The organism is Streptomyces sp. DH-12, assembly GCF_002899455.1.
Lineage (GTDB): Bacteria > Actinomycetota > Actinomycetes > Streptomycetales > Streptomycetaceae > Streptomyces.
Genome location: NZ_PPFB01000001.1, coordinates 864072 through 879139, shown reverse-complemented (window position 1 = coordinate 879139; position 15068 = coordinate 864072). Strand labels below are relative to the sequence as shown.

Genomic DNA, 15068 nt, shown 5'->3' with positions numbered 1-15068 from the left:
AGGCCCCCGCCCGCCCCGGGCGGGGACCCGCTCAGCGGACCTCGGCCAGGCGGGCGAAGGCGACCACGTTGCCGTCGTAGCCGTCCTGCTGGGTGAAGCCGCCGCCGCAGGTGATGACCCGCAGCTCCGCGGTGCCCTTGGACGCGTACACCCGGTCGCCGGGGAAGTCGTTCTTGGAGAAGACCTCCACGCCGTAGATCTCGAACACGGCCGTCCTGCCGTCCCCCCGGGCGATCTCGACCCGGTTGCCCTTCTTCAGCGCGCCCAGCCCGTAGAACACGGCCGGGCCCTGCGCGTTGTCCACGTGTCCGACGACGACCGCCGTGCCCTTCTCGCCCGGCGTGACCGCGCCGGTGAACCAGCCCGCCAGGTTCGGGTCCTCGGGCGGCGGCGCGTCCACCCAGCCCTCCGCGTCCAGGCCCACCGGCACGATCGGCGCGTCCACCTGTATCGCCGGGATCCGCACCCGGTCCGGCACCGCGTACGGCAGCGGCGGCAGCGCGCCGACGGTGACGCCGGGGGTCGCGCTGTCCGCGGCGGCCGCGCCGGCCGGCTGCGGCGGGCCCACGTCGAACTCCCCGGAGCCGTTGCGGAGCAGCGCGAGACCGGTGAGCAGGACCAGCGCTATCACGCCCCACGGAGCGCGCCTCCTCGGACGCGCCTCCTCTTCGGCTTCGGCCGGCTCGAAAGCAGACATTCGCCTTCCCCTCTCGACACGGCCGTCGCCGTGTCACTCGCGCATGACGTGAACGCTAAGCGGAGGGTGCGCCTCCGGCGACGGGACGGCGGCGAACGGGTGGCCTCCGGACGGGCGGGGTGCGCCATCCGGGGTGATCCCGGACGAAGATCCTCTGACGGTCCGTGACCTGCGGCGATGGCCCCGCCCGCACGGCCGGGCCGGGCGCGGCCCTCAACCGTACGGACCACTCCCGAAATGCGCGGCGGCGCAAGGCATCTGAGGGTCTATCCGGGAGGCGCTTTCTCGCCGATCGGACCGGGGACGGGACCCGGGGCGTCTCCCGCGGAGGAACACATGCGCAACACACGTGCCCTTGCGGCCGCCGGCGCCGCGGTCGCCGTCCTCGGGGTCGCCGCCCCGGCGGCCGTCGCGGACGGCGGGCGGGTTCCCAACCCGTCCAACATCGTCGCCCTGCCCAGCGTCATCGCCCGCGGCGGCCAGCTCACCATCACCGTCGACGGCTGCCCCAACGGCGGCACGGCCACCTCGAACGCCTTCCAGCGGACGCATCTGACGCCCGTCCACGGTGCCAACGACACCGCCAAGGGCACCGCCACCATCAACAACGACGCCCGCCCCGGTTCCTACGACATCACCGTCCACTGCTCCGGCCGCAGCCTGACCCGCCCGGCCGCCTTCACCGTCATCGGCGGCGTCCGCGGCGGCATCGGCGGCAGCAGCACCACCGGCGCCACCCCCGCCGACATGGCGATCGGCGGGTCGCTGGTGGCCGCCGCGGTCGTCGGCAGCGGCGTCTTCTGGATGCGCCGTCGCGCCGAGAAGCGGATCTGAACCGCTGTCCCCCTCGGTCCCCCGTTCCGCATGCGCTCGAGGACCGCGCCCCGGACCCTGACGGTGTCCGGGGCGCGGTCGTGCGCGCACGGCGGTTCGGGCCGAGAGCGGCGTTCCGCTAGCTCCCGGCCTCCGGGAAGAGCCGCAGGAACGGCTCCGCCGTCGCGGCGAGGCCCCGGCTGTAGGGGGCGTCGAAGTCCCAGATCAGGAACAGCAGGAAGGCGATGAGCGCCGAGAAGAGTCCGGCGAGGATCAGTTCGCGGCGGGTGCGCCGGATCTGCAGGGCGAAGATCATGCCGATGGTGATGACGGCGCCCGTCACCAGGCCGAACCACACCACGCCCGGCATGGTCGCCCCGGTCGACTCCGCGCGGGCGCTGCGCGCCTGGTCGGCGGCGGCCACCTGGTCCACCAGCGGCTGGTAGGCCTGCGCCTCGAAGTCGTTGCGCGGTTCGTAGTCCGTCACGTCGTGGCGCAGCCGGTCGAGCAGTGCGGTGCCCTCGTCGGTCAGCCGGTCGTGGTCGGCCATGGTGCGCCACTCGGTGGTGACGACGTGTCCGACATAGGCGTTGACATCGTCACGGATCCGGTCGCGGATCTCGGCGGGATAGACCCGTACCCGCTCGGAGATCTCGTGCAGGGCGACCGCCTCGGCCCGGACGTTCTCCTGGGCGGCGCTGCGGCCCTCCCAGACGCCGGCGATGGCGAGACCCAGGACGATGGCGTACACCACGCCGATCCACATCGTCATGTACTCGATGACGTCCGGGGTCTCGCTGGGGTCCTCGTCCTCGGCCGCCCTCCGGTGCCGGAGAAGGGTGATGATCACCACGACGGCACAGGCGGCGAGCATGGCGAGGGTGAGAACAAGCCATTCCGGCAAGAGGTGCCTCCAGGGAGAGAGGGGCGGTCGTCAGCGCGGGCGGAGCGCGGCCACGGCGACCACCGCCGGGGTGATGATGAGCAGGACGAAGACGAGCGGGGACGTGGTGCTCCGGGCCGGCCGCCGCACCTCGGTCGCGCGGTGGCGCGGGTAGGTGACGGTCCGCACGGTCGGACGGGGACCCGGGGTCACGGACGGCTTCGGCGCCGGAGGCGGCGGGGGCGGTGCGGGGCGGACCGTCGGGCGCGGCCGGACGGTGGGCGTCGGCCGGGGCGGCGGCGGTGCGGGGCGCGCCGCGGGCGGCGGGGCGGGCCGCGCGGTGGGAGTGGGCTTCGGCGGCGGAGGCGTCGGCGAGGGCGGTGGTGGCGGTGGCGGCGGCGGCGGGGGAGTCGGTGTCGGGGTGGGGGTCGGCGTGGGAGTGGGGGTCGGCGTGGGTGACGGTGGCGGGGGAGGCGGGGTACAGGGCGGGACGTCCCAGTCGACGGAGCCCGCGATCGCCACCGCCTCCGTGCCGCCCGGCCCCGTCGAGGCGTACGCGCAGGCGTCGGCCGCCGCCTGGCCGGGTGCGCCCGCCAGCGCCCAGAGCAGCGTGACCACGGTCAACGCGCGTACCCCGGTACGGGTTTGGGTCGGTACGAGTGCGTGCACGACGAAGATCATGAGTCGTCCGGGGCCGGGACACGCGCGGAAGCCCGAGGATTGCCCCGAAGGAGTTAAGAAAAGAAAAACGGGCCGCCGTTGAACACAACCTGTGCTGTCGTGCGTACCCCTCGTCGAGCGGCGGCGCGGCAGGGCGCTGCACCACCTCTGTGATCATCTGGAGCTGACGATGAAGACCTCCTGGCGGACCGCCTCACTGGTGGTGAGCGCCGCAGCGGTGCTGACCCTGACGACGGCGTGCGGTCAGGACACCCAGCCGCCCTCCAGCCAGAACGTGGGGATCACGGCGCCGGGCGACCTCGGCGGCGTCGGCAGCGGCGCGCAGGCGGGCCGGACCTCCCCGGCCCCGGACCGGCCGGCCGACACGGCGGGCCGGCTGAACGTGGCCACCGACGCCGAGCTCGGCAAGGTGGTGACCGACGAACTGGGGCTCACGCTGTACCGGTTCGACCAGGACTCCGCGAACCCGCCGAAGTCCAACTGCGACGGGGACTGCGCGAAGACCTGGCCGCCGGTGCCCGCGGACGACGCCTCGGCGGGCGAGGGCATCGACAAGGCGCTGCTCGGCGAGATCACCCGGGCCGACGGCACCAAGCAGCTCACCGTGGACGGCTGGCCGGCGTACCGGTACGTCAAGGACGTCAACGCCGGTGACGTCAAGGGCCAGGGTGTGGGCGGCAAATGGTTCGCGTTCACTCCGGAGGGCAAGAAGGCGCAGGCGGCCGAGCAGGCCGGGCTCTCCACCCGGCAGGACCCCGAGCTCGGCGAGATCGTGGTCGACGGGAACGGCATGACGGTCTACCGCTTCATGAAGGACGAGGCGTGGCCGGAGCCCGTCTCGGCCTGCACCGGCGACTGCGTGGAGAAGTGGCCGATCGTCCCGCCGGTCGACTTCGCCGACACCGAGGGCATCCAGAAGAAGGGCTACATGACCTTCACCCGGCCCGACGGCGCCGACCAGCAGACGATCGACTGCTGGCCCCTCTACACCTTCGCCGGCGACGAGGCCCCCGGCGACACCAACGGTCAGGGCGTCGGCGGCACCTGGTACGCCGTACGGCCCGACGGGAAGCCGGTCGGCGCGCCGGAGGAGTGACGACCTCCCCAGGGCGCCCGTCCCGGCGCGGCCGGCCCCCTGTCCGCCCCTCCGCGAGCCCGCGGAGGGGCGGACCGTTTTCCTTCGGTTCCTCCGCGCGCCGGAACCCTTCGGAGTGACGTGATCACATCACGTGACGATCCTGTGCACCCGCAAAGTGGGCACGTGCCAGAGGCAGTGACCGGGAACGGATGGTCAATTTCCGTTTGGGGTCGCCTCGTTGGCGGGCGATCAGTAGCCTCTGCTCGAACAACGGATCGCCTACGCCTTGGAGAGGTACATGGAGCGTCCCGTCTGGGCCCCACGGAGCATCGACGTCACGGTGCCCAGCGTCTCCCGGATGTACGACTACTACCTGGGCGGTTCGCACAACTTCGAGGTCGACCGGGAAGCCGCCCGCAGGGCCATGGAGTTCATGCCGGGACTGCCCAAGATCATGCAGGCGAACCGGGCGTTCATGCGGCGGGCGGTGCGGTTCGCCGTCGCCGAGGGCGTCACCCAGTTCCTCGACATCGGCTCCGGCATCCCCACGTTCGGGAATGTGCACGAGGTGGCCCAGGCGGCCGACCCCGGGGCCCGGGTGATGTACGTGGACCACGACCCGGTGGCGGTCGCGCACAGCAAAGCGGTGCTGGAGGGCAACGACCGCGCGGACGTCCTCGCCGCCGACCTCCGCACGCCGCGGGAGATCCTCGGCAGTGACGAAGTCGGCCGGCTGATCGACCTGAATCGGCCGGTGGCGCTGCTGCTCGTTGCCATACTTCACTTCGTGGAAGAAGCGGACGACCCGTACGGGGCGGTGGCCGAACTGCGCGAGGCCCTGGCACCCGGGAGCCTGCTGGTGCTCACCCACGCGGCGTACGAGGGGATCCCGTTGCCGCCGGAGCGGGCCGAGGGGGCGGTCGACGTGTACCGAGACACGCGCAACCCGCTGATCATGCGCACGCGCGACGAGATCGCGCGGTTCTTCGAGGGGTACGACATGGTGGAACCCGGACTGGTGCCGATGCCTCGATGGCGTCCCGACACCGCGCCGGAGGACGAGGATCCCTACGCCTTCTCGGGCCTCGCGGGCGTGGGGCGTGCGGCGTGAGCGCGGAGCCGGACGGGCCGGAGGACAGACTGCGCCGGTTCGCGACGATCTGGAGCCGGGCCGTGTACCCGGTGACCTCGACCGCCGCCACCCGCCCCGAGTTCGAGGAGCGGCTGCTCCCGGTGGCCCGGCGGCTGAGTGAGGCGCTGCGCGCGAGATCCTTCGACGCGGAGGCGGGCCGGGCGGCCGGCGCGGCGCTGGTCGAGGCGCACTGCACGGACCCCGAGGCGCTCAGCCGCACCCTGGACTGCGTCGACGCCTACCTCGTCCTCTACTGCGGCGGCGACGGCGACCGCGAGACCCTCAGGGCGCGCAGCGCGCGGCTCCAGCACGCCATGGCGGCCGGCTTCGCGGAGGCACTGCGCGAGCGGACGCTGGCCGAGCAGGAGGCCGTCGCCAAGGCCGCGCTGGAGGCGCAGGGCGTGGTGGCGCAGGCCCTGCACGCCACCGAGACCCGCTTCCGCGCGGTCTTCGAAGGCGCGGCGATAGGGATCGGCATCGCCGACCTCGAGGGCAACATCCTCCAGGTCAACGGCGCGCTGCGGCGCATGTTCGGCCTGACCGGGCAGGCCCTGCCGGGCCGCAACGTCAAGGACTGGACGCACCCCGACGACGCCCCGCAGACCTGGCGGCTCTACGAGGAACTGGTGAGCGGCGAGCGCGAGCACTACCACCTCGAGAAGGCCTTCTACCGCCCTGACGGAACGGTCCTGTGGACCAACCTCACCGTCTCCCTGCTGCGCGACGCCGACGGCGCACCGCAGTACCAGCTCGCCCTCATGGAGGACACCACCGAGCGGCGGCTGCTCAACCTCCGCCTCCGCTACGAGGCCACCCACGACGCGCTCACCGGGCTGCCCAACCGCACCTTCTTCTTCGAGCGACTGGAGAAGGCCCTCGCGGCCGGTCCCGGACAGCGGTTCGGGCTCTGCTACCTCGACCTGGACGGCTTCAAGACCGTCAACGACAGCCTCGGGCACGCGGCCGGCGACCGGCTGCTCGTCGAGGTCGCCGACCGGCTCCAGTCCTGCGCCACCGCGCCCGGCGAGATGGTGGCCCGGCTCGGCGGCGACGAGTTCGTGGCGCTCACCACCGGCCCCGACACCCGCCGCGCCGTCGACGAGCTGGCCGGCCGCATCATGAACGCGCTCCTCGCCCCGATCAGCGTCGACGGGCGGGAGCTGACCGTGCGGGGCAGCATCGGCATCGTCGAGGGACCGGCGGGGGAGCGCAGCGCGGCGGAGGTGCTGCGCAGCGCCGACATCACGATGTACCGGGCCAAGGCGGCGGGCGGCAACCGGTTCGAGCTCGCCGACCCGGAGGCCGACGCCCGCGCCATCACCCGGCACGGCCTCACCACGGCACTGCCCACGGCCCTGGACCGGGGCGAGTTCTTCATCGAGTACCAGCCCCTGGTGCACCTCGGCGACGGCAGCGTCCGGGGCGCCGAGGCGCTGGTGCGCTGGCTCCACCCGCAGCACGGGGTGCTCTCCCCGGACCGCTTCATCCCGCTCGCCGAGCACACCGGGCTGATCGTGCCGCTGGGCCGCTGGGTGCTGGAGCAGTCGGTGCGCCAGGCCCGCGAGTGGCGGGACGCCCACGGCGGTGACGCGCTCGGCCCGCTGCGCATCAACGTGAACCTGTCGCCCTGCCAGCTCACCCACCCGGGCCTCGTGCAGGACACCGTCGAGATCCTGGAGCGCACCGGCGTCACCCCCGACGCGCTGTGCCTGGAGGTCACCGAGTCCGCGCTCATCGGCGCCGACGACGACCTGCTGAAGCCGCTGCGCCGGCTCGCCGAGATGGGCGTCGACATCGCCCTCGACGACTTCGGCACCGGCTACTCCAACCTCGCCAACCTGCGCCGCCTCCCGGTGAGCGTCCTCAAGCTGGACCGCTCCTTCACCCAGAGCATGCAGCAGTTCCCCGTCGACCCCGTCGACCTCAAGATCGTCGAGGGGATCGTCTCGCTCGCCCACAGCCTCGACCTCGCGGTCACCGTGGAGGGCGTGGAGACCGGCGCCCAGGCCGAACAGCTCCGCGTCCTCGGCTGCGACACGGCCCAGGGCTGGTACTACGCCCGCCCGGGCCCGCCGGAGCGGCTGCACAAGCTGGCCCTGGTGGACGCGACGGGATGAGGTGCGGGCGGTGACCGACGAGGAGACGGAGGCGGTCCGGGCGGCGATCGAGGGGGAGCTGCGGCTCCTGGACCCGGCCGTGCGCTCCTCCCGCGCCGAGACGACGCGCCTGCTGGACCCCGAGTTCACCGAGGTGGGCGCCTCCGGCCGCCGCTACACCTACGAGGAGACGATCGCCGGCCTGGCCGGCCACCCGGGCAGCGCGGCGGACGGCGCGGTCTACGAACCGTCGGACATCACCGGCGTCCTCCTCGCGCCCGGCCTGGTGCACCTCACCTACGAGACCCGCTTCGAGGGCCGCCACGCCCGCCGCAGCTCCCTGTGGCGCAAGCGCGACGAGGAGACGGGCTGGCGCATGTACTACCACCAGGGCACCCCCGTGCCGCCGGACGTCCTCTAGGTCACCTGGGTCCGGTTCCGGCGGCACCGGCGCCCGGTGTCACCGCTCCAGCAGTATCCGCTGCAGTTCCCGTGCCGCCCGGGGCGGCGCCACGTCGCTGCGATGGGCCAGGGCGATCGTCCGGTGCAGGCCCGGGCGGGCCAGCGGGGTCACCCGCAGGCCCAGGCCGGAGCGGGCGGCCACCATGCGCGGCACCACCGCCACGCCCAGCCCCGCCCGCACGAAGCCCAGCACCGCGTCCATCTCGCCGCCCTCCACCGCGAACTCCGGCTCGAACCCCTCCGCCCGGCAGGCGGCCACGGTCAGCTCCCGCAGGTCGTAGCCGTGGCGGAACATCACCAGGCGCTCGCCCTCCAGGTCGGCGACCCGCACGGCGTGCCGCCCCCGACCCGGGTGCGGGGCGTCCGGGGAGGAGACCACCACCAGGTCCTCGCGCAGCAGCTCCACCGTGGTCAGCGCGGGGGAGGGCGTCGGCAGCGGCAGCACGACCAGGGCGAGGTCCAGCGCGCCGCGGGCCAGCTCCCGCACCAGGTCGTGCGAGCCGCTCTCCTCGACCAGCAGCCGTACGCCCGGGTAGCGGTCGTGGAAGGCGCGCAGCACGTCCGGGAGCAGGCCCGTGCACAGGCTGGGCGTGGCGCCCAGCCGCACCCGGCCGCTGCGCAGCTGCGCCACCTCCTGCACCTCGTGCCGGGCGGTGTCCGCGTCGGCCAGGATCCGCCGGGCCAGCGGCAGCAGCGCCTCGCCCGCGTCGGTCAGCGTGATGTTGCCGCGCGCCCGCCGGAACAGGTCGGCGCCCAGCTCCCGCTCCAGCGCCTTGATCTGCTGGGAGAGCGACGGCTGAGCGACGTGGACCAGTTCCGCGGCGCGCGTGAAGTGCCGGGTCTCGGCCACGGCCACGAAGTACTGGAGCTGCTGGAACTGCATGCGGTCATGATAGGCGCTCCCTATCGAATCGAGCCGTACCATGTCTTGGACCGATGGGGGCCTCTGGCCCTAACGTCTGATGCCATGGCTCTGGCAACGCGGACGGACCGACGGCCGTCCATGGCACGCACCGTGTGGGACTCGACCGTCGGCAAGAAGACAGTGATGGCGGTCAGCGGCCTGATCATGCTGCTGTACCTGGTCGTCCACATGCTCGGCAACCTGAAGATCTTCTTCGGGGCCGGGGAGTTCAACCACTACGCCCACTGGCTGCGCACCCTGGGCGAACCGTTCATGCACTACGAGTGGACGCTGTGGGCCGTCCGCGTCGTCCTCGTCCTCGCCGTGGTCGCCCACGCCGTCTCCGCGTACCAGCTCAGCCGCCGCGACATCAAGGCGCGCCCCACCAAGTACGTGCACAAGAAAGCGCGTGCCAGCTATGCCACCCGCACCATGCGCTGGGGCGGCGTCATCCTCGCCCTGTTCATCGTCTGGCACATCCTCGACCTGACCACCGGCACCGTCCACTCCGGCGGCTTCGAGTCCGGCAAGCCCTACCAGAACGTCGTGGACACCTTCTCCACCTGGTACGGCAACACCGTTTACATCGTCGCGATGCTGGCCGTCGGCCTGCACGTCCGGCACGGCTTCTGGAGCGCCGCCCAGACCCTCGGCGCCGGCAGCCGCACCCGCGACCGCGCCCTGAAGACCACCGCCAACGCCCTTGCGCTGCTGCTCACGGCCGGCTTCCTCGCCGTCCCCGTGGGCGTCATGACCGGAGTGGTGAGCTGACCATGACCTCGTACACCGACTACACGACCGGCGCCCCGGTCGCCGACACCAAGGCCCCCGCCGGCCCCGTCCACGAGCGCTGGGACAAGCGCCGCTTCGAGGCCAAGCTGGTCAACCCCGCCAACCGGCGCAAGCACACCGTCATCGTCGTCGGCACCGGCCTCGCCGGCGGCTCCGCCGGCGCCACGCTGGCCGAGCAGGGCTACCGCGTCGTCCAGTTCTGCTACCAGGACTCCCCGCGCCGGGCCCACTCCATCGCCGCGCAGGGCGGCATCAACGCGGCGAAGAACTACCGCAACGACGGCGACTCCGTCCACCGCCTCTTCTACGACACCGTCAAGGGCGGCGACTTCCGCGCCCGCGAGTCCAACGTGCACCGCCTCGCGCAGATCTCCGTCGAGATCATCGACCAGTGCGTCGCGCAGGGCGTGCCCTTCGCCCGCGAGTACGGCGGCCTGCTCGACACCCGCTCCTTCGGCGGCGTCCAGGTCTCCCGCACCTTCTACGCCCGCGGCCAGACGGGCCAGCAGCTCCTCCTCGGCGCCTACCAGGCGCTCAGCCGGCAGATCGCGGCCGGCAACGTGGAGATGCACCCGCGCACCGAGATGCTCGACCTGATCGTCGTCGACGGCAGGGCCCGCGGCATCGTCGCCCGGGACCTGATCACCGGGAAGATCTCCACCCACTTCGCGGACGCGGTCGTGCTGGCCACCGGCGGCTACGGCAACGTCTTCTACCTGTCGACGAACGCCATGAACTCCAACGCCACCGCGATCTGGCGCGCGCACCGGCGCGGGGCGTACTTCGCCAACCCCTGCTTCACCCAGATCCACCCCACCTGCATCCCGCGCACCGGCGACCACCAGTCCAAGCTCACCCTGATGAGCGAGTCGCTGCGCAACGACGGCCGCATCTGGGTGCCCAAGGCCAAGGGCGACACCCGGCCGCCCGCGCAGATCCCCGAGGACGAGCGCGACTACTACCTGGAGCGCATCTACCCGTCCTTCGGCAACCTCGTGCCCCGTGACATCGCCTCCCGCGCCGCGAAGAACGTCTGCGACGAGGGCAGGGGGGTGGGCCCCGGCGGCCAGGGCGTCTACCTGGACTTCGCCGACGCCATCGAGCGCATGGGCCGGAAGGCCGTCGAGGCCAAGTACGGCAACCTCTTCGACATGTACCAGCGGATCACCGACGAGGATCCGTACGAGGTGCCGATGCGGATCTACCCCGCCGTGCACTACACGATGGGCGGCCTGTGGGTCGACTACGACCTGCAGACCACCGTCCCCGGCCTGTTCGCGATCGGCGAGGCCAACTTCTCCGACCACGGCGCCAACCGGCTCGGCGCGTCCGCGCTGATGCAGGGCCTGGCCGACGGCTACTTCGTGCTGCCGGCGACCCTCAACGACTACCTCGGCCGCAACCCGAACCCGGCCGAGGTGACCGGCGACCACCCCGCGGTGCGGGAGGCGCTGGCCGAGACCGAGGACCGGCTGGGCCTGCTGCTGTCCGTCGACGGCGACCGCACCCCCGACTCGTTCCACCGTGAACTGGGCGAGCTGATGTGGGAGTTCTGCGGCATGGCGCGCAGCGACTCCGGACTGCGCAAGGCCCTGGAGCGCATTCCGCAGATCCGTGAGGAGTTCTGGCGGCGGATCAAGGTCCCCGGCACCGGCGAGGAGTTCAACCAGTCGCTGGAGAAGGCCAACCGCATCGTCGACTACCTGGAGCTCGCCGAGCTGATGTGCCTCGACGCGCTGCACCGCACCGAGTCCTGCGGCGGGCACTTCCGCGAGGAGTCCCAGACGCCGGAGGGCGAAGCGGCCCGCAAGGACGACGAGTTCGCCTACGCGGCCGCCTGGGAGTTCACCGGGACCGGCGAGGCTCCGGTCCTGCACAAGGAAGACCTGGTCTTCGAGTACGTCCACCCCACCCAGCGGAGCTACGCATGAAGCTCACCCTGCGCGTCTGGCGCCAGAAGAACGCCGACGCCGACGGCGCCATGTCCACGTACGAGGTGGACGGCATCTCACCCGACATGTCCTTCCTGGAGATGCTCGACACCCTCAACGAGGAGCTCATCCTCAAGGGCGAGGACCCGGTCGCCTTCGACCACGACTGCCGCGAGGGCATCTGCGGCGCCTGCTCGCTGGTCATCAACGGCGACGCCCACGGGCCCGAGCGCACCACCACCTGCCAGCTGCACATGCGGTCCTTCAAGGACGGCGACACCATCGACATCGAGCCGTGGCGGGCCGCCGCCTTCCCGGTGATCAAGGACCTGGTGGTCGACCGCTCCGCCTTCGACCGCATCATCCAGGCCGGCGGCTACATCACCGCGCCCACCGGCTCCGCCCCCGAGGCGCACGCCACGCCGGTGCCGAAGCCGGACGCGGACTTCGCCTTCGAGCACGCCGAGTGCATCGGCTGCGGCGCCTGCGTCGCGGCCTGCCCCAACGGCGCGGCGATGCTGTTCACCTCGGCCAAGATCAACCACCTGAACGTGCTGCCGCAGGGCGCCCCCGAGCGGGAGACCCGGGTGCTGGACATGGTGGCGCAGATGGACGAGGAGGGCTTCGGCGGCTGCACCCTCGCCGGGGAGTGCGCCACCGCCTGCCCCAAGGGCATCCCGCTGACCTCCATCACGGGGATGAACAAGGAGTGGCTGCGGGCGGCCCGCAGGACGGGCAAGCGGTAGTCACCCCTCACCGACGTTCGCCGGAAGGTGCGGACGGGCGGGGCCGGAAGAGGTGCTCCTTCCGGCCCCGTCTCGCGTTCCCGGACACCCGCGTACCGCACTGTGGAAAATAAAGCGCATTTCGTCGCCTTTGTTCCGTTTTTCACCTCCTGAATCAGGAGAACCGGAGAGGAGTGACCCGAGAGGAGGGTGATGACCGATGATCACCCGCGATGAGATCCCGATCCTGCTGGACCACCCCGTGTACGACGGGGACGGCAACAAGATCGGCGACGCGAAGCACGTCTTCCTCGACGACGCGAGTGGACGCCCCGAGTGGGTGACCGTCAAGACCGGGATGTTCGGCTCCAGCGAGTCGTTCGTGCCCATCCGTGACGCCTCCCTGGTCCAGGACCACCTCGAGGTGCCCTACCCCAAGGACAAGGTGAAGGGCGCCCCGGCCGTCGACATCGACGCGGGCGGCCATCTGTCGGTGGACGAGGAACACCGGCTGTACGAGTACTACGGCGTCAACTGGGACAACGTCCTCGGCGACGCCCCCGGGGACAGCGGCGGCACCACGGGCGAGGCCGGAACCGCCGGGACGTCGGGAACCGCCGGAGCGGCGGGCGCGGCCGGTGCCGCGGGCGCGGCGACCGGACGCCGCGGCGACACGTCCGGCACGGCCGGCACGACGGGCGCCAGGGGCACCACCGCCGACCGGCCCGGCACCGCCGGGGCCGCCGGCGCCATGTCCCACCGCGGCGAGGCCGGGAAGCACGGCACCGACGACGCGATGACGCGCTCCGAGGAGCGCATGCACGTCGGCGTCGAACGCCACGAGACCGGGCGGGCCCGCCTGCGCAAGTACGTGGTGACCGAGGAGGTGCAGCAGACCGTCCCGGTCCGCCACGAGGAAGTGCGCGTGGAGCGCGAGCCGATCACGGACGCCAACCGCGAGGAGGCCGAGTCCGGCCCCGCCTTCAAGGAGGACCAGCACGAGGTCACGCTGCACGAGGAGCGCCCCGTGGTCACCACCGAGGCGGTGCCGGTCGAGCGCGTCCGGATGACCACCGAGGAGAAGGTCGAGAACGAGACCGTGCGCGGCCAGGTGCGCAAGGAGCGCATCGAGGCCGAGACGGAGATGACCGAGGAATCCGGCCGCCGGGGCCGCGACGTCCCGGGCCGCGGCCGTGACGTCCCGGGACGGGGCCGTGACGTCCCGGGACGGGGCCGCGAGTAGCGCCCCCGTCCCCGCTCTCCCCGCGACGCGCCGGTGAGCTCACCGGCGCGTCGCGCTGCCGTCGAGCCCCGCGAGGGCGGCGAGCCGCCGGTAGGAGTCCAGCAGCGCCTCGCGGTCGTAGGTGCTGGTGGTGACGAGGACCTCCTGGGCGCCGGTGTCCCTCAGCAGCGCCTCCAGCTCCCGCTCCACCTCCTCCTCCGTGCCGGCGAGCTGTCCGGACAGCCCCGCCTCGTAGAAGCCGCGTTCCTTGGCGCCCAGGGCGAGGGACGCGACGCGCTCGGCGGGCGGCAGCGGGGGGAAGGTGCCGTGCGTGCGGGAGTACGCCATCGACCAGGCCTCCGGGACCAGCAGCCGCCGGGCCCGCTCGGCCGTGTCCGCCACCGCCACGGTGCCGGAGACCACCACGTACGGCTCGTCCGCCCACGCGGAGGGGCGGAACCGCGCGCGGTAGCGGTCGATGCCGCGGCGCATCCGGTCGCGGTCGCGCAGGTCGCCGATGACCATCGGCAGCCCGGCGCGGGCGGCGATGTCCGCGCCCTCGCCCATGGCCAGGACGAACGGCGGCACGGTCAGCCCCTCGGACGGCCGGGCGTGCACCCCGGTGGGGGAGGTGCCGCGGAACCAGCCGAGCAGCTCGTCGATCTGGCCGGCGAAGTCCTCCGCGTCGCCCTTGTCGCGCCCGAGCGCCTTGCGCACCCCGTCGGTGAACCCCACCGAGCGGCCCAGACCCATGTCGATGCGGTCCGGGAACAGCGAGGCGAGCACCCCGAACTGCTCGGCCACGACCAGCGGCTGGTGGTTGGGCAGCATGACCCCGCCGGTGCCGACGCGGATGGTGCGGGTCGCCCCCGCGACGGCCGCCGCCAGCACGGTCGGCGCCGAACCGGCCACCCCGGGCACCCCGTGGTGCTCCGCCACCCAGAACCGGTGGTACCCGAGCCGCTCCGCCTCCCGTGCCAGGCTCACCGTGTCCCGCAGGGCCTCGGGTGCGGTGTGTCCTTCGCGGACCCGTGAGCGGTCGAGGACGGAGAAGCGGGTCGTGGCGATCACGGAACTCATACCGGGTCCAACACCGGGGAGCCGCCAGGATTCCTGCGCGGGCCGCCTAGGGTGTGAGGGTGACCGACCGCACCGATCGCACGGACCGGATCTTGCGTCCGCTGGCCGTGTTCGACCTGGACAACACCCTCGCCGGCACCGCGCACCGCCAGCACTTCCTGGAGCGCAGGCCACGCGACTGGGACGGCTTCTTCGCCGCCGCGCCGCACGACCCGCCGCTCGCCGAGGGCATCGCGCTGGTGCGGGACAGCGCCCGTGAGTGCGACATCGTCTACCTCACCGGCAGGCCGGAGCGCTGCCGCCGCGACACCCTGGACTGGCTGGCCGCGCAGGGGCTGCCCGAGGGGGAGCTGCGCATGCGCGGCAACGCCGACCGCCGGCCCGCCCGGTTCACCAAGCTGGCCGTGCTGCGCCGCCTGGCCCGCACCCGGGAGGTGCGGATGCTGGTCGACGACGACGAACTGGTCTGCGAGGACGCCCGCCGGGCCGGGTTCACGGTCGTCCAGGCGCGCTGGGCGACCCCCTCGGGCGAGCTGAGGGACGTGCAGGAGCGCGAGGGCCGTACCTGACCC

The 15068-nt window shown here is 72.7% G+C and carries 15 protein-coding genes; 10 read left to right on the top strand and 5 right to left on the bottom strand.

Annotation, left to right across the window (positions count from 1 at the left end):
* Nucleotides 1–31: 31 nt before the first annotated feature.
* A complete protein-coding gene (locus tag C1708_RS03045) occupies nucleotides 32–697 on the bottom strand; it encodes a class F sortase (RefSeq protein WP_106411171.1) in 666 nt (221 codons plus the stop codon).
* A 336-nt stretch (nucleotides 698–1033) separates the two neighbouring features.
* On the opposite strand from C1708_RS03045, the gene C1708_RS03040 reads away from it, so the two are divergent.
* Nucleotides 1034–1531 (top strand): hypothetical protein, encoded by a 498-nt coding sequence (locus C1708_RS03040; protein ID WP_106411170.1) that lies wholly within the window; start codon nucleotides 1034–1036, stop codon nucleotides 1529–1531.
* A gap of 118 nt (nucleotides 1532–1649) precedes the next feature.
* Here C1708_RS03040 and C1708_RS03035 read toward each other — a convergent pair whose 3' ends face one another.
* On the bottom strand, nucleotides 1650–2414 hold the full coding sequence (locus C1708_RS03035; RefSeq protein ID WP_106411169.1) for a bestrophin-like domain: 765 nt from the start codon (nucleotides 2412–2414) through the stop codon (nucleotides 1650–1652).
* A gap of 30 nt (nucleotides 2415–2444) precedes the next feature.
* The gene (locus C1708_RS34285; protein WP_198602384.1) at nucleotides 2445–2582 is read right to left on the bottom strand and encodes a hypothetical protein; all 138 of its coding nucleotides are present in this window, start codon (nucleotides 2580–2582) and stop codon (nucleotides 2445–2447) included.
* Nucleotides 2583–3243: 661 nt separating this feature from the next.
* Here C1708_RS34285 and C1708_RS03025 point away from each other — a divergent pair.
* The 4 genes from C1708_RS03025 to C1708_RS03010 all read left to right on the top strand — a co-directional run bounded on the left by C1708_RS03025 (nucleotide 3244) and on the right by C1708_RS03010 (nucleotide 7801).
* Entirely contained in the window at nucleotides 3244–4170 is a 927-nt protein-coding gene (locus C1708_RS03025; protein WP_106416124.1) for an SCO0930 family lipoprotein, read from the top strand.
* 280 nt (nucleotides 4171–4450) lie between these two features.
* Complete coding sequence (locus C1708_RS03020) at nucleotides 4451–5263, top strand: SAM-dependent methyltransferase (RefSeq protein ID WP_106411168.1); 813 nt, start codon at nucleotides 4451–4453, stop codon at nucleotides 5261–5263.
* Nucleotides 5260–7401, top strand: coding sequence for a putative bifunctional diguanylate cyclase/phosphodiesterase (locus C1708_RS03015; RefSeq protein ID WP_106411167.1), 2142 nt, complete (start codon nucleotides 5260–5262; stop codon nucleotides 7399–7401). The genes C1708_RS03020 and C1708_RS03015 overlap by 4 nt, the downstream gene beginning before the upstream one ends.
* A 10-nt stretch (nucleotides 7402–7411) precedes the next feature.
* Entirely contained in the window at nucleotides 7412–7801 is a 390-nt protein-coding gene (locus tag C1708_RS03010) for a nuclear transport factor 2 family protein (RefSeq protein WP_106416123.1), read from the top strand.
* Between the two features lie 39 nt (nucleotides 7802–7840).
* Here the strand turns inward: C1708_RS03010 and C1708_RS03005 are convergent, their stop codons facing one another.
* Nucleotides 7841–8725 (bottom strand): LysR family transcriptional regulator, encoded by an 885-nt coding sequence (locus C1708_RS03005; RefSeq protein WP_106411166.1) that lies wholly within the window; start codon nucleotides 8723–8725, stop codon nucleotides 7841–7843.
* 120 nt (nucleotides 8726–8845) lie between these two features.
* On the opposite strand from C1708_RS03005, the gene C1708_RS03000 reads away from it, so the two are divergent.
* The 4 genes from C1708_RS03000 to C1708_RS02985 all read left to right on the top strand — a co-directional run bounded on the left by C1708_RS03000 (nucleotide 8846) and on the right by C1708_RS02985 (nucleotide 13437).
* Nucleotides 8846–9517 (top strand): succinate dehydrogenase, encoded by a 672-nt coding sequence (locus C1708_RS03000; protein WP_106411165.1) that lies wholly within the window; start codon nucleotides 8846–8848, stop codon nucleotides 9515–9517.
* Between the two features lie 2 nt (nucleotides 9518–9519).
* Complete coding sequence (locus tag C1708_RS02995) at nucleotides 9520–11469, top strand: fumarate reductase/succinate dehydrogenase flavoprotein subunit (RefSeq protein WP_106411164.1); 1950 nt, start codon at nucleotides 9520–9522, stop codon at nucleotides 11467–11469.
* A complete protein-coding gene (locus tag C1708_RS02990; RefSeq protein ID WP_106411163.1) occupies nucleotides 11466–12215 on the top strand; it encodes a succinate dehydrogenase/fumarate reductase iron-sulfur subunit in 750 nt (249 codons plus the stop codon). The genes C1708_RS02995 and C1708_RS02990 overlap by 4 nt, the downstream gene beginning before the upstream one ends.
* A gap of 199 nt (nucleotides 12216–12414) precedes the next feature.
* Nucleotides 12415–13437 carry a DUF2382 domain-containing protein gene (locus C1708_RS02985; RefSeq protein ID WP_106411162.1) on the top strand — a complete coding sequence of 341 codons (1023 nt, stop codon included), beginning with the start codon at nucleotides 12415–12417 and terminating at the stop codon, nucleotides 13435–13437.
* 39 nt (nucleotides 13438–13476) lie between these two features.
* On the opposite strand, the gene C1708_RS02980 is transcribed toward C1708_RS02985, so the two are convergent.
* Nucleotides 13477–14496: an LLM class flavin-dependent oxidoreductase gene (locus C1708_RS02980; RefSeq protein ID WP_106411161.1), complete on the bottom strand. Its 1020-nt coding sequence runs from the start codon at nucleotides 14494–14496 to the stop codon at nucleotides 13477–13479.
* Nucleotides 14497–14555: 59 nt separating this feature from the next.
* Between C1708_RS02980 and C1708_RS02975 the strand changes: the two genes are divergently transcribed.
* Nucleotides 14556–15065: a phosphatase domain-containing protein gene (locus C1708_RS02975; RefSeq protein ID WP_241911143.1), complete on the top strand. Its 510-nt coding sequence runs from the start codon at nucleotides 14556–14558 to the stop codon at nucleotides 15063–15065.
* The last annotated feature ends 3 nt before the right edge of the window (nucleotides 15066–15068 follow it).

What these genes read in the sequence shown, in the direction of transcription:
- C1708_RS03045 (WP_106411171.1), bottom strand. Translation starts at nt 697, where the DNA reads ATGTCTGCTTTCGAGCCGGCCGAAGCCGAAGAGGAGGCGCGTCCGAGG.
- C1708_RS03040 (WP_106411170.1), top strand. Translation starts at nt 1,034, where the DNA reads ATGCGCAACACACGTGCCCTTGCGGCCGCCGGCGCCGCGGTCGCCGTC.
- C1708_RS03025 (WP_106416124.1), top strand. Translation starts at nt 3,244, where the DNA reads ATGAAGACCTCCTGGCGGACCGCCTCACTGGTGGTGAGCGCCGCAGCG.
- C1708_RS03020 (WP_106411168.1), top strand. Translation starts at nt 4,451, where the DNA reads ATGGAGCGTCCCGTCTGGGCCCCACGGAGCATCGACGTCACGGTGCCC.
- C1708_RS03005 (WP_106411166.1), bottom strand. Translation starts at nt 8,725, where the DNA reads ATGCAGTTCCAGCAGCTCCAGTACTTCGTGGCCGTGGCCGAGACCCGG.
- C1708_RS03000 (WP_106411165.1), top strand. Translation starts at nt 8,846, where the DNA reads ATGGCACGCACCGTGTGGGACTCGACCGTCGGCAAGAAGACAGTGATG.
- C1708_RS02995 (WP_106411164.1), top strand. Translation starts at nt 9,520, where the DNA reads ATGACCTCGTACACCGACTACACGACCGGCGCCCCGGTCGCCGACACC.
- C1708_RS02990 (WP_106411163.1), top strand. Translation starts at nt 11,466, where the DNA reads ATGAAGCTCACCCTGCGCGTCTGGCGCCAGAAGAACGCCGACGCCGAC.
- C1708_RS02985 (WP_106411162.1), top strand. Translation starts at nt 12,415, where the DNA reads ATGATCACCCGCGATGAGATCCCGATCCTGCTGGACCACCCCGTGTAC.
- C1708_RS02980 (WP_106411161.1), bottom strand. Translation starts at nt 14,496, where the DNA reads ATGAGTTCCGTGATCGCCACGACCCGCTTCTCCGTCCTCGACCGCTCA.